This is a genomic window from Streptomyces sp. JL2001, from assembly GCF_050917515.1.
GTDB lineage: Bacteria > Actinomycetota > Actinomycetes > Streptomycetales > Streptomycetaceae > Streptomyces.
In genome coordinates, this window is sequence record NZ_CP169421.1 from 1,531,986 (window position 1) to 1,544,475 (window position 12,490).

Annotated in this window: 11 protein-coding genes; 3 read left to right on the top strand and 8 right to left on the bottom strand. The window is 74.1% G+C overall.

The genetic code is table 11. The features are described 5' to 3' along the window. Positions 1 to 8: 8 nt before the first annotated feature. A complete protein-coding gene (locus tag ACE1OA_RS06725; protein WP_356600663.1) occupies positions 9 to 914 on the bottom strand; it encodes an arginase family protein in 906 nt (301 codons plus the stop codon). Between the two features lie 79 nt (positions 915 to 993). Between ACE1OA_RS06725 and ACE1OA_RS06730 the strand changes: the two genes are divergently transcribed. Next, on the top strand, positions 994 to 1,326 hold the full coding sequence (locus ACE1OA_RS06730) for a DUF6204 family protein (RefSeq protein WP_356780683.1): 333 nt from the start codon (positions 994 to 996) through the stop codon (positions 1,324 to 1,326). 139 nt (positions 1,327 to 1,465) lie between these two features. On the opposite strand, the gene ACE1OA_RS06735 is transcribed toward ACE1OA_RS06730, so the two are convergent. Further along, positions 1,466 to 2,011 carry a GNAT family N-acetyltransferase gene (locus ACE1OA_RS06735; protein WP_356600667.1) on the bottom strand — a complete coding sequence of 182 codons (546 nt, stop codon included), beginning with the start codon at positions 2,009 to 2,011 and terminating at the stop codon, positions 1,466 to 1,468. Between the two features lie 62 nt (positions 2,012 to 2,073). Further along, positions 2,074 to 2,412 (bottom strand): hypothetical protein, encoded by a 339-nt coding sequence (locus ACE1OA_RS06740; protein WP_356780687.1) that lies wholly within the window; start codon positions 2,410 to 2,412, stop codon positions 2,074 to 2,076. 444 nt (positions 2,413 to 2,856) lie between these two features. Between ACE1OA_RS06740 and ACE1OA_RS06745 the strand changes: the two genes are divergently transcribed. Both ACE1OA_RS06745 and ACE1OA_RS06750 read left to right on the top strand, forming a co-directional pair. Further along, on the top strand, positions 2,857 to 3,606 hold the full coding sequence (locus ACE1OA_RS06745; RefSeq protein WP_432752471.1) for a GntR family transcriptional regulator: 750 nt from the start codon (positions 2,857 to 2,859) through the stop codon (positions 3,604 to 3,606). Positions 3,607 to 3,684: 78 nt separating this feature from the next. Next, on the top strand, positions 3,685 to 4,794 hold the full coding sequence (locus ACE1OA_RS06750) for an adenosine deaminase (protein ID WP_432752472.1): 1,110 nt from the start codon (positions 3,685 to 3,687) through the stop codon (positions 4,792 to 4,794). A 1,355-nt stretch (positions 4,795 to 6,149) separates the two neighbouring features. Here the strand turns inward: ACE1OA_RS06750 and ACE1OA_RS06755 are convergent. The 5 genes from ACE1OA_RS06755 to ACE1OA_RS06775 all read right to left on the bottom strand — a co-directional run bounded on the left by ACE1OA_RS06755 (position 6,150) and on the right by ACE1OA_RS06775 (position 12,445). Continuing rightward, positions 6,150 to 7,235, bottom strand: a complete 1,086-nt coding sequence (locus ACE1OA_RS06755; RefSeq protein WP_384872048.1) for a saccharopine dehydrogenase — start codon at positions 7,233 to 7,235, stop codon at positions 6,150 to 6,152. Between the two features lie 78 nt (positions 7,236 to 7,313). Next, positions 7,314 to 8,264: a S66 peptidase family protein gene (locus ACE1OA_RS06760; protein ID WP_386543723.1), complete on the bottom strand. Its 951-nt coding sequence runs from the start codon at positions 8,262 to 8,264 to the stop codon at positions 7,314 to 7,316. After that, complete coding sequence (locus tag ACE1OA_RS06765) at positions 8,261 to 10,252, bottom strand: prolyl oligopeptidase family serine peptidase (RefSeq protein ID WP_356608615.1); 1,992 nt, start codon at positions 10,250 to 10,252, stop codon at positions 8,261 to 8,263. The genes ACE1OA_RS06760 and ACE1OA_RS06765 overlap by 4 nt, the downstream gene beginning before the upstream one ends. A gap of 11 nt (positions 10,253 to 10,263) precedes the next feature. After that, a complete protein-coding gene (locus ACE1OA_RS06770) occupies positions 10,264 to 11,619 on the bottom strand; it encodes a M20/M25/M40 family metallo-hydrolase (protein WP_432752473.1) in 1,356 nt (451 codons plus the stop codon). Then, positions 11,612 to 12,445 (bottom strand): M55 family metallopeptidase, encoded by an 834-nt coding sequence (locus ACE1OA_RS06775; RefSeq protein WP_356608619.1) that lies wholly within the window; start codon positions 12,443 to 12,445, stop codon positions 11,612 to 11,614. The genes ACE1OA_RS06770 and ACE1OA_RS06775 overlap by 8 nt, the downstream gene beginning before the upstream one ends. Positions 12,446 to 12,490: the final 45 nt, after the last annotated feature.

Genomic DNA, 12,490 nt, shown 5'->3' on the forward strand with positions numbered 1-12,490 from the left:
GCTGTGCGTCAGTCTTCGGTAAAGGCCGCCACCACGGCGTCGGTCAGGAGGGCGCCGGCCGTGCCGTCCGGGTCGAGGTCGGGATCGTAGATGGTGATGTTGAGCCCGGCGCACCGTTCGGAGCGCACCAGGGGGCTCAGCAGCGCGACGAGTTCGTCGGGGAGGAGTCCGTCGGGGTCGGGGCTGTCGACGGCCGGCATCACGGAGGGGTCGAGGACGTCGGCGTCGAGATGGACCCAGAAGCCGTCGAGGGCCGGGGTCTCCAGGCTGAGGGCGGTGGCGGCGGCGAGTTCGGCCGGGCCCCAGGAGCGCAGTTCGGAGACGGTCACGAGGGGGACCTTCAGCGCGCGCAGGCCGACGACCTCGGGATCGTCGCGGTAGGCGTCGCGGATGCCGAGGAGGCGGACGTCCTCGTCGCGCAGGTAGGGCCGCAGCCCTTCGAGGTCCGTGAGGTCGTCCTGGCCGCGGCCGGTGGCGAGCGCCAGCTCCTCGCCGGCGGCGGCGCCGACCCGGTCGGAGTTGCCCGGATGGCGGAAGTCCGGGGATGCGTCGACGGCGGCGAGTCCGTAGCGGCCGACGCGGCGCAGGGCGAGGGAGGCGCCGAGCTGGACGGAGCAGTCGCCGCCGAGGACGACGGGGAGGTCACCGGCCCGCACGTGCCGCTCGATGCGGTCCGCGAGGGTGCGGGTGTAGCGGGCGAGAGGGGCCGCGTGGAAGACCCCGTCGCCCTCCTGCCAGTCGCCCCGGTCGTAGCGGGGCGGGACGACGACGCCGCCCTCGAAGGCGCCGAGCCGTTGCACGATCCGCTGTTCGCGCAGGGCGCCCGCGAGCTTGTGGCAGCCGGGGACGGTGCCGGGGGCGGGCGGTCGCAGACCGAGGTTCGAGGGGGCGTCGATGACGACGATATTCCGCATGCGGGCCATCCTCACCCCCGTAGTCTGGATCTTCAATGACGCGGGCGGGACCCGCGGCGAGCAGATGAGGACGCGAGGGATGAGTACGCAGCACACCTACCGGGTGATCGTGCGCGGGACGTTCGACGGGCTGTCGGCGGAGAGCCGGGAGCGGCTCCTCGCCGAGGTGGAGGCGCACGGGCTGACGGCGATGCAGTTCACGACGGAGGGGTCGCTGGCGTACGACCGCACGCTCAAGCACTTCTCGTACCGCCTGGTCGTCGTCTCGGACGCCGCGGACGGCGAGGAGATGGCGGCGGCGCTCGCCGAGGACCGGGTGGAGACGGCGCTGGCGGGGCTGGGGCACGGCCACGGTCCGCTGAAGTCCACGGTGACAGACATGGACACGATGAAGATCAACCGCAAGCGCTGACGGATGCCCCGCGCCGGAGAACGCCCCCGTCCCGCCGGCGCGACGACCGGGGGGCAGGACGGGGCGGGGTGGGGCACGGGGGCGCGGCGCGGGGACGGGTGGGACCCGGGTCTCGACCCGCGGGACGGACGCGGGCCTCTCAGGAGCGCGGGGCCGTGATCGCCCATCGTTCGTGGTCGCGCCAGGCGCCGTCGATGAAGAGCAGCTCGGGCGAGAAGCCCTCCAGCCGGAAGCCCGCCCGGCGGACGAGCGCGCGGGAGGCGGCGTTGCCGGGTTGGATGTCGGCCCCGAGGCGGTGCAGGCCCAACGGGCCGAAGGCGTACGGGAGGACGAGTCCCAGCGCCTCGGTCAGCATCCCGCGGCCGGCGGCGTGGGCGAAGGCGCCGTAGCCGAGGGCGCCGCTGAGGAAGGCGCCGCGGACGATGTTGTTGATGTTGACGAAGCCGGCGATCCGGCCGTCCGCGGTGTGGTCGCAGACCAGGAACCCGGTCTTCGCGGGGTCCTCGGTGAGGGCCCGGAGGTAGGCCGCGTACGCCTCGGAGTGGTCGGGCGGGAAGAGCCAGGGGCGGTGCAGCGCTCGGCTCTCGCGGGCCCGGGCGGTGAACTCCCCGGCGTCCTCCGGGCGGTAGGGCCGCAGCCCCACGCGCGGGCCGGTGGCGAGGTAGGGCGCGCGGTCGTCGGACATGCGCTCAGGCTAACGGCCCTTCGCGGGTGCGCGCCGGGGAGCAGGGCGGAGGGGGAACGGCGTCATCGGCGGGCGGAGGTGACCTTCGGGGGGCAGCTCTCGCCCTTCTTCACGACGCCGATGACGGCCGTGGTCCGCCGGTCGAGCTCGATGCCGGGCGCCGGGTACTGGGTGCACACCTGCCAGCGCGACGGCCAGAGCACGCGCCGGTCGCGCCCGCTCACGTCGTGGACGTCGACCCGCGTGCGGTGGTCGAGGGTGGTGAAGACCCGCCACAGGCCCCGGCCCAGCACATCCGGCATCGAGGGGGGCTCGTCCGCCTCCACCGCCTCCGCCGAGCTCACCGCCACCGCGGCGAGCGCCACGGCCACCCCGGCGCCGAAGACCAGGGTCCGCCTCATGCGCGCCGCCGGCCGGCGCCACGGGATCCGCGCGCAACCCGGTCCGTGCCCGATGTCTCCCTGCGCCATTCCCGGCCCTCTTCTCCGTCGTAGGCGGCCCGCCGCCCGTGGGACCAGGATGGGGGGATCGGCCGCCACCGGGGCGTTGGAGGGGGCCGTACGGGTGAGCGCGGCCGGGGCCGTACGAGCCGGCGCGGCACCCGGCGGGGCGGGGCCGTACGAGCCGGCGCGGCACCCGGCGCGGCTGCGTCCCTGCAGTCGACGCCGATCTCGGGGCTTCACTTGTCAGACAACCAGGAGGCATCCTCGCCTGGCTCTACGCGCGTCACGGACGATACCCGCTGCTGAACGGCCCGGGGCGGCGTTGCCCCTCGGGAACAGGTCGGCTTAGCCTGCCGACAGGTGAGCCGACAGGTGAGCCGCCAAGCGGAGCGAGGACGGGCAGTGGCAGTCAGCGGACAGCGGCGACGACCGGTCGTGGTGCTCTACGAACGGATCGCGGACGCCATCCACGACGGCGTCTACCCGCCGGGTTCGACCCTCCCCTCCGAACCGAAGCTCGCGGCCGAGCTCGGCGTCAGCCGGCCCGCCCTGCGCGAGGCGCTGCTGCTGCTCCAGGAGGACGGCCTGCTGTCGGTGCGGCGCGGTGTCGGCCGGACCGTCAACGACCACCCGCCGCGGCGCGGATTCGAGCAGATCCAGCCGCTGGAGGAACTGATCGGGGCCGGTACCCCGCTGCGGGTGCGCGCGCTGCTGCGGACGGTCGAGGAGCCCACCGACTTCACCACCCAGCACCTGCTCGCGTCCGCCCGGGCCGAGCTGCGCTTCTGGGAGACGATCCTGACCGGCGAGGGGGCCGCGGCGGCGCTCAGCCACGAGTGGGCCGCCGCCGACGACGTGCTGGACCGGGCCCATCCGGACTTCGCCCGGGCGCTGCGCGAGGAGCCCGCGCCCGAGCGGACCTCGATGCTCGCCGTGCTCGTCGCCGCCTCGCGCGGTGTGCCGCTGGAGGCGCACAGCAGCGTCACCGCGACCCTGCTCGGCCAGCGGCGCGGAAAGCAGCTCGGCCGGCCGGCCGACACCCCCGCGGTCCTGGTCACCCAGGTGGTACGGGCCGGCGAGACCCCGGTCCTGGCGGCCAAGCACATGCTCCCGACAGGGGCGCCCGCCCTGCCCGTCCTCCAGTCGAACTGAGCGTCCGCCCGGCCCTCCGCGCCCCCTGTCAGGACCGTCACAGCCGCGGGAGCTGCCCGTGGCGTACACTTCCGCGCCATGCACTTGTCTGACAACTCTGCCACCGCTGCCGAGACCCCTGCCCGCACCCCCGTGGCCGAGTGGATCCGGCGTGCTCCCAAGGCGGTCCTCCACGACCACCTCGACGGCGGCCTGCGTCCCACCACGATCGTCGAGCTGGCGCGCGCCTGCGGCTACACCGCGCTGCCGACCGAGGACCCGGCCGCGCTCGCGATCTGGTTCCGGGACGCCGCCGACTCCGGTTCGCTGGAGCGGTACCTGGAGACCTTCGCCCACACCTGCGCGGTGATGCAGACCCGCGAGGCACTGTTCCGGATCGCGGCCGAGTGCGCCGAGGACCTGGCGGCCGACGGCGTCGTCTACGCCGAGATCCGCTACGCCCCCGAGCAGCACCTCGACGGCGGGCTGACCCTCGACGAGGTGGTCGAGGCCGTGAACGACGGCTTCCGCGAGGGCGAGCGTCGCGCCGGCGGCCGGATCACGGTCCGCACGCTGCTCACCGGCATGCGCCACACCGACCGCTCGCTGGAGATCGCGCAGCTCACGGTCGCCCACCGCGAGAACGGGGTGGCTGGCTTCGACATCGCCGGCGGCGAGGTCGGCAACCCGCCGGCCCGCCACCTGCCGGCGTTCCAGCACCTGAAGCGGCACAACTGCCACTTCACCATCCACGCCGGCGAGGCCGTCGGGGCGGAGTCGATCCACGAGGCCGTGCAGGTCTGCGGCACGGAGCGGATCGGCCACGGCGTGCGGATCACCGACGACATCGGCGAGGACGGGACGCTCGGCGACCTGGCCGCGTACGTCCGGGACAACCGCATCGCGCTGGAGGTCTGCCCGACCTCCAACCTCCAGACGGGCGCGGCCAAGGACTACGCCTCGCACCCGATCGAGGAGCTGCGCCGGCTCGGCTTCCGGATCACCCTCAACACGGACAACCGGCTGGTCTCCGGCACGACCATGAGCGAGGAGTTCCAGCACATGGCGGACGCGTTCGGCTACGGCCCCGAGATCTTCGAGGAGTTCACGGTCGCGGCGCTCGACGCCGCGTTCCTGCCGCTGCCCGAGCGGCGCCGCCTGATCGCCGAGGTCGTCCGCCCGGGCTACGCGAGCCTGACCTCGGCGTAGGCCCGGGCGGGGCGAGACCCGGGGCGGGGGCGACGGGCGGGCGGGGTGAGACCCGGGCAGGGCGAGAACCTGGGCAGGGCAAGGGCCCAGGGCGGGGCGCGGCCGACAGGATCCCTGTCGGGACGAAGGGGGCCCGTGCCGGCCTCTTGCCGGCGGCCGACACGGGGCGGCCGGCGGCCGGGGGGCGGGCGGGGTTACAGCAGACCGGGCGACGGCGGGAGCGGCTGGCAGGGGCGACGGTCGGACGGGCGACAACGGGGCGAGGCACGGACGGGAGGGCCGACGAGGGGCGAGGCGCAATCGCGGCACACGGCCTTGGGGGCGGGGCCTGGGGTCTTGGGCTCGGGGCTCTTGCCGGCTTCTGGTGGTTGGCCGCCCTCTCTCCGAGTGTGGCGGGTTACGGCGCCGCTTCAAGGGCGCTCCTTCGTCGCGTCGGCTTCGCCGATTTCGCTTCGCTCCACCCTTGACCCGTCGCCTTCACCCGCCTTTTCACACTCGGAGGGCGGCCCGGGGGGATGGGCCCAGGCGAGGGGCCGGCGGGGCGCGCAGCGCCGTCGGCCCCCGTCGGCTCCGGGGGTGGTCCAGCGCAGCCATTGAATGGGGTGACCCGGCACGGCTTAGCGGCAATCCCTAGCCCATTGGCGGAGATTCATGCCCCGCTGGTCACTCTCCGGTGGTGGGTGAAGCCGAATCCGAGAGCCCTTGGAGGATCGACGCCTCAAGCCGGCCGCCATCGAGTCCGGTGTCGATCCTTCGCCGGCGAGTGGGACTCCCGAATGACGCTACGGCGTACATTACCTGCGGTAACCCAGACGAGATAAGGGACTTCACGGGCATATCGGACTCTCAGGGAGCTTAATGTACGCCTTAGCGTCATTGAGCAGCCGATCCCAGACCCGCGATGGGATGGGTGGGGCAGATGGGACTCCCCTGACCCGAACTGGCGATGACGGCTCGGGGTTCGGCTTCACCCCCACCGGACATTGACCAGCGGGGCATGAATCCCAGCCGAGAAACGAGCGGCATCCGCTAAGCCCTGCTCAGCCGCCCCATTCAATGGGTGCGGGAAGCCACCCCAAGGCCGACGGACGCCGACGGCGCCCGAGAGGTACCGGGCCCCGGAGCGGATGCCCCTCCCCGGGCCGCCCTCCGAGTGTGAAAAGGCAGCCGGGGCCGGGCGGTCAAGGGTGGGCGCAGCCCATCGCGCAGCGACGCGACGAAGGAGCGCCCTTGAGGGCACGGACCCGGCTGCCACACTCGGAGAGAGGGCGGCCAACCACCAGAAGCCACCCAAGACCGGCCCACCCCAAGCGCCAGGACCCGCACCCCCCAAGACCGCCCAGGCCCCCGCCACCTCACGCGACCCGGCGGGCCGCGCGGGCCGCCGTCGCCCGGCGGAAGGCGTTCTGGCTCCGCTCCCAGGGCTCCTGCCCGCTCGTCGTCCCGGTGGCGAGCGCGAGCAGGTGCGGCGTGAGCGCCGCGGAGAAGTCACGGCTCGACTCGACGGGCAGCAGCGTGGCCAGGTTGTCGATGGCGATCACGTCCAGCGGGCGTCCGGTGCCGGGCAGTCGCCGCACCGGCCGGTCCCAGTCGGTGAGCCGGTCGTAGACCGGGACCGCGTCGAAGGGCGAGCCGAGGTCGCAGCTGACGTCGCACAGCAGGGACAGTCTGCGTCCCGGCACGCCCAGGTCCGCCCTGGTCAGGAAGGGCGGGACCGGGTGGTCGGGGCCGATCGCGTGGATCAGTACGTCGTGGGCGAGCAGCCGCCCGCGCGGCAGGGGCGCGGTGTCCTGCGGCCCCCAGCCGGTCGTGTCGACGTCCGCCTCGGCGAGGGCGTCCCGGGCTCCTCGCCCGCAGCGGCCGTCCGCCCCGGTGACGAGCACGCGGACGGCTCCCCCGCTCACGGCGCGTCCCGCGCGGGTGGACTGCCGGCAGAGCCGCAGGCTCGCGTCCAGTTCCGGTCGGGACAGCGGGCCCACGGGCGGGGTGAGCAGCCCGGCGCGGTGGAGGACGGCCAGGGCGGCGCCCGCGTAGCCCGCCCAGTAGCCGAAGGCGGCGAGGCGTGCGCCCTTGCCGTCGACCAGGTGCTCCAGGTCGAGCAGTTCCCCGCCGCCCGCCGCGAAGCGCTCGAGCAGCGCGGCGCCTGCCGGCCGGCCCCGGTAGGCGTGTCCGAAGAAGACGTGCCGGTGGCGCAGGGGCCATGGTTCCGCGGGCGGCTCGCCCAGCCCGAGCACCCAGTCCCCCGGCGGTGCCTTGGTCCAGCTCCCGGGGGGTACGACGCGGCAGCCGGCGGCCGCGTACTCCCGGGCCGGGAAGGCGCGCCGGGACGATGTCTCCACCACCAGGTCGAACCCCGCGTCGATCAGCCGCCGCGCGTCCTCGGGAACGATCGGGGCGCGCCGCTCGGACTGCCTCGCTTCGTGCCGCATCCACCAGCGCATGGCACGAGCACCTCCAGCCTCTCTCCTACGAGGGAAGCACCTGTGACCCGCCCGCGCGACAGGAGGCCCGGCCGGTGGTCAGGCGAGCGCGGGCACCTCGAGCGTCAGGGTGCGCGCGTCCGCGTCCAGCACGCCGGGTACCCCGAGGGGTACGGTCAGCGCCGTGGCGCTGTGCCCGAAGCCCAGCTCCTCCACCACCGGCACGCCCAGCGGGGCCAGCCGGTCGGCGAGGACCGCCCGGACGTCCTCGTAGGGCCCGCATTCCTCCCAGGAGCCGAGGGCGATGCCCGCGACCCCGTCGAGCAGGCCGGAGCGCAGCAGCTGGGTGAGGATCCGGTCGAGCCGGTACGCCTCCTCTCCCACGTCCTCCAGGAGGAGCAGGCCGCCCCGTGTGGTGGGGCGGGCGTGCGGGGTGCCGATGTCGGCGGCGAGGAGGCTGACGCAGCCGCCGAGGGTGACGCCGTGGGCCCGTCCCGGCGCCATCGTCCGGGCCGTCTCCGGGGCGAGTGTCCGGACGGACTCGGGTTCGAAGAGCGTGGCCCGCAGGGATTCCTGCGTGCGGGGGTCCTTCAGGAAGGTGGCCGCGGCGACCATCGGGCCGTGCAGGGTGACCAGTCCCGCGCGGACGGCGAACGCCTCGTGCAGGGCGGTGACGTCGCTGTAGCCGACCAGCACCTTGGGGCCGGCCGCGCGGATCGCCGGCCAGTCGAGGAGGTCCACCATGCGCTGGGCGCCGTAGCCGCCGCGGGCGCACAGGACGGCGGTCACGGTGGGGTCGCACCACGCTTCCTGGAGGTCGCGGGCCCGTGCCTCGTCGGTGCCGGCGAGGTAGTCGAAGCCGGGGTGCCGGTCCAGGACGTGGGGGGCGACCACGGGCTGGAGGTCCCAGTCGCGCAGGATGTCGAGACCGGCGGCGAGGCGCTCCTCGGGGATCGGTCCGCTGGGTGCGACGACGGCGACGCGGTCGCCGGCGCGCAGCCGTGGGGGCCGGGTCAGGGGGCGGACCCGGTCCGCCGGGTTCGCCGTCATTTCCGCAGCTCCAGGCGGGGGACGTCGGTCCGTTCGATGCCGAAGGTCTGCGCGTAGAGGGAGAGTTCGGCCTCCAGGGCGCGGATCAGGGTGCCGGCGAGCCGGAAGCCGTGGCTCTCGCCCTCGAAGGCGATGTACGCGTGCGGGACGCCCCGGCCGGCCATCCGGGCGAGGAACCGCTCGCTCTGGGCGGGCGGGCAGATGACGTCGTCGAGGCCCTGGAGCAGCAGGAAGGGGGCCGTGATCCGGTCGACGTGGTCGATGGGCGAGCGTTCCCGGTAGCGGGCGGGCACTTCGTCGACCGGTCCGATCAGGGAGTCGAGGTAGCGGGATTCGAAGTCGTGGGTCTCGTCGGTGGCCCAGCCGAGCAGGTCGAGGATGGGGTAGATGATCGTGCCGCAGGCGTAGAGGTCGCTGGTGACCAGCGAGGCGGCCGTTGTCCAGCCGCCGGCGCTGCCGCCGCGGATGGCCAGCCGGTCCGGGTCGGCGGTGCCCTCGGCGGCGAGGGCCTCGGCGACGGCCGCGCAGTCCTCGACGTCGACGACGCCCCACTGCTCGCGGAGCCGTTCGCGGTATTCCCGGCCGTAGCCCGTCGAACCGCCGTAGTTGACCTCGGCGACGCCGATGCCCCGGGAGGTGAAGTAGGCGATTTCCAGGTCCAGGACGAGCGGGGCGTGTCCGGTCGGTCCGCCGTGGGCCCACACCACGTAGGGCGGCAGTTCGTCGTCGGGGGCGATGCGGTCCGGGTTGTGCGGGGGGTAGACGTGCGCGTGGATCTCGCGGTCGTCGGGCCCGTGGAAGGTGCGGATCAGGGGTTCGGGGTAGTACGAGGGGTCGACGGGGTCGTCGTGGGGTGAGCCGACGACCCGCGTCCGGCCGGTGCGGGTGTCCAGTTCGACGACCTCGTAGGCGCTGCGGGGGCTGGCCGCGACGCCGACGACCCGGGTGCCGCGTACGGCGAGGGTGGGGGCCCATTCGGTCCAGGGGCCGGCGGCGTCGACGAGTTCGCCGCTCTGCGGGTCCAGTATCCCGAGGGCGGTGGCGCCCTTGCCGTGGATGACGGCGATCAGGCCGTCGTCCAGCGGCTGGAACCAGCAGTGGCCGATCTTCCACAGCGGGCCGCCGAACTCCTCGGGCCGCGGGCAGAGCGGGAGGGTCTCCCCGTCGGCGGAGGTGCGGTAGAGGTTCCACCAGCCGCTGCGGTCGCTGACGTGCAGGAGGCTGCCGTCGGCGGTCCAGCCGACCTGCGGGATCGACTCCTCGGGCCCGCCGGCGACGGTCCGCGCCCCGGTGAAGTCGCCGTCGGGGGTGACGTCGGCGAGCAGCACCTCCGTGCCGTCCCAGGGCATCCGGGGGTGGTCCCAGGCGATCCAGGCGACCTGCCGGCCGTCGGGGGAGAGCCGGGGTCCGGTGACGAAGCGGTGCCGTCCGTCGGAGAGTTCCCGCACGGCGGAGCGGTCGTCGGCCGCCGAGCCGTCCAGCGGTACAGCGGCGATGACCCGGCGGACGTCGGTGGGCGCGGGGCCGGTGAACTCCTCCAGGACGCACCAGACCTCGTCGCGGTCGGGGTGGATCACGGGGTCGGCCCAGCGCAGGCCGCCGCCGGTGTCCGAGACGGGGGTGAGGGGGCGGGGTTCCGGCGGGCCGTCGCCGGGGTGGTCGGGCTCGTACGCGTAGAGCCGCTGGTCGGGCAGGTGGCTGAAGACGACGAGGGGGCCGTCGTCCCGGCGGGCCCGGCCGGCCCAGGGCTGTCCGCCGTATTCGACGACCCTGCTGCGGATGTTCCAGGGGGCGGGCAGCACCGACTTCTCCGTGCCGTCGGCCGTGCGGCGGATCAGGGCGCGCCGGCCGCCTTCGGAGGGGCGCGGTGCGGTCCACCACACCTCGTCGCCGACGGTGCCGACGTACTCGGGTCGTCCGTCGTGCGAGGCGGCGAGCGCGGCGCCGATCGGTGACGGCCAGCTGCCGTAGCGGCCGGTGGGTACCATGTCGACTCCCCCTAGGCGGACTGCAGATAGTGGTCGAGTACGCGGACGCCGAAGTGGAGGGCGTCCACGGGGACGCGCTCGTCGACGCCGTGGAACAGGGCGGCGTAGTCCAGGTCCGGGGGCAGTTTGAGCGGCGAGAAGCCGTAGCCGGTGATGCCGAGGCGGGAGAACTGCTTGGCGTCGGTGCCGCCGGACATGGTGAAGGGGACGACGTGCCCGTCCGGGTCGAAGCGCTCGACGGCGGCCCGCAGTCCGGCGAAGGTCGGTGAGTCGACCGGTGCTTCCAGGGCGACCTCGCGGTGGTGGAACTCCCATGCGACGTCGGGGCCGGTGAGCTGGTCCATGGTGGCGGCGAACTCCTCGTCGCCGCCGGGGAGCGTCCGCCCGTCGACGTACGCGACGGCGTGCCCGGGGATCACGTTGACCTTGTAACCGGCTTCCAGCATGGTCGGGTTGGCGCTGTTGCGGACGGTCGGTTCGACGAGGGCGGCGGCCGGGCCGAGCGCGGCGAGGAGCGCGTCGACGTCGAGGCCGGGTGCGCTCACGTCGGTCTCGACGCCGTACAGCGCGGCGAGTTCGCGGAGTGCGGCGCGGACGGTCGGGGTGAGGCGGACGGGCCAGGTGTGGGCGCCGATGCGGGCGACGGCGGCGGCGAGCCGGGTGACGGCGTTGGCGGTGTTCACCTTCGAGCCGTGGCCGGCCCGGCCGTGGGCGGTGAGCTTGAGCCAGGCGGTGCCCCGCTCGCCGGCCGCGATCGGGTAGAGCGTCATACCGGGCTCCGGGTGGAAGCTGAACGCCCCGGATTCGCTGATGCCTTCGGTGCAGCCCTCGAAGAGGCCGGGGTGGTGGTCGGCGAGGAAGCCGGAGCCGTCCTCGGCGCTGGCCTCCTCGTCGGCGGTGTAGGCGATGACGATGTCGCGGCGGGGCCGGACGCCCCGGCGGGCCCAGGAGCGGGCGACGGCGAGGACCATCGCGTCCATGTTCTTCATGTCGACGGCTCCGCGCCCCCACACCACTCCGTCGCGGACCTCGCCGGAGAAGGGGTGCACCGTCCAGTCGGCCGGCTCGGCGGGGACCACGTCGAGGTGGCCGTGGACGAGGAGGGCGTCGGCGGACGGGTCGGTGCCCTCGATCCTGGCCACCACGTTGGTGCGGCCCGGTGTCCGCTCCAGGAGGACGGGCTCCAGGCCGGCGGCGGCGAGGCGTTCGGCGACGTACTCGGCGGCGGGACGTTCGCGGCAGTCCCCGCCGCCCCGGTTCGTGGTGTCGATCCCGATCAGCTCGGAGGTGAAGGTGACCACCTCGTCGAGCGCCGTGTCGTCGACCGCCGTGGGTGTCCGGTCCGTCCGCGTGGGCGACTCAGCCATACTGCTCCTCCACCGCGGCCGAGACGATGGTCGTGACCGCTTTGAACGTGCGAATGCTCTCGTACATGGTCGCGCCGGTGTAGGCGACCCGGCGTTCTCCGCCGCGCGCCACGCCGGGCACCACCGTGGCGGCGGCCGCCAGGTGCTCGGCGTCGAACTCCAGCTCCACGGTGAACGGCCCGCCGCGCACCGGCTCGTGGCGTACGGCGAGAGCGGTCGCCGCCTTGGCCGCGGAGCGGATCTCGGCCGCCGTCCGCTTCGGGGTGCGGCAGACCGCGGCGTACCTCGACACGTGGTCCTTCACGGCGACCTTGTGTGCCTCGGGCGCGTACCCGAGCGCGTCCTCGCAGGTGAGGTCGTCGCCGGTGACCAGGACGACCGGCACTCCGTACTCGGCGACGACATGGGCGTTGAGCAGGCCCTCGCTCGCCCGCTCGCCGTCGAGCCACACCCCGGTGATGGAGTTGGCGAGATAGGTGTGGGCGAGGACGCCTTCGGTGCCGGCGCCCGTGTGGTAGCCGACGAACGCGATGCCGTCGACGTCGCCGTGCTGCACGCCCTCGACCATGGAGAGCGACTTGTGCCGTCCGGTGAGCATCTCGACGCGCTCGTCGAGCTGTTCCAGGAGGAGGTTGCGCATGGTCCAGTGCGCCTCGTTGACGAGCACCTCGGTGGCACCGCCGTCGAAGAAGCCGAGCGCCGCCGCGTTCACGTCCGAGGTGAACAGGGAGCGGCACCGTTCCCACTGGGGGGTGCCGGGCAGCACGTCGGCGGGCCACGTGACTCCGGTGGCGCCTTCCATGTCGGCGCTGATCAGGATCTTCACGACTCTCCTGGTTCGTCGCAGGGCGCGGGCACGGAGCGCCGGGCG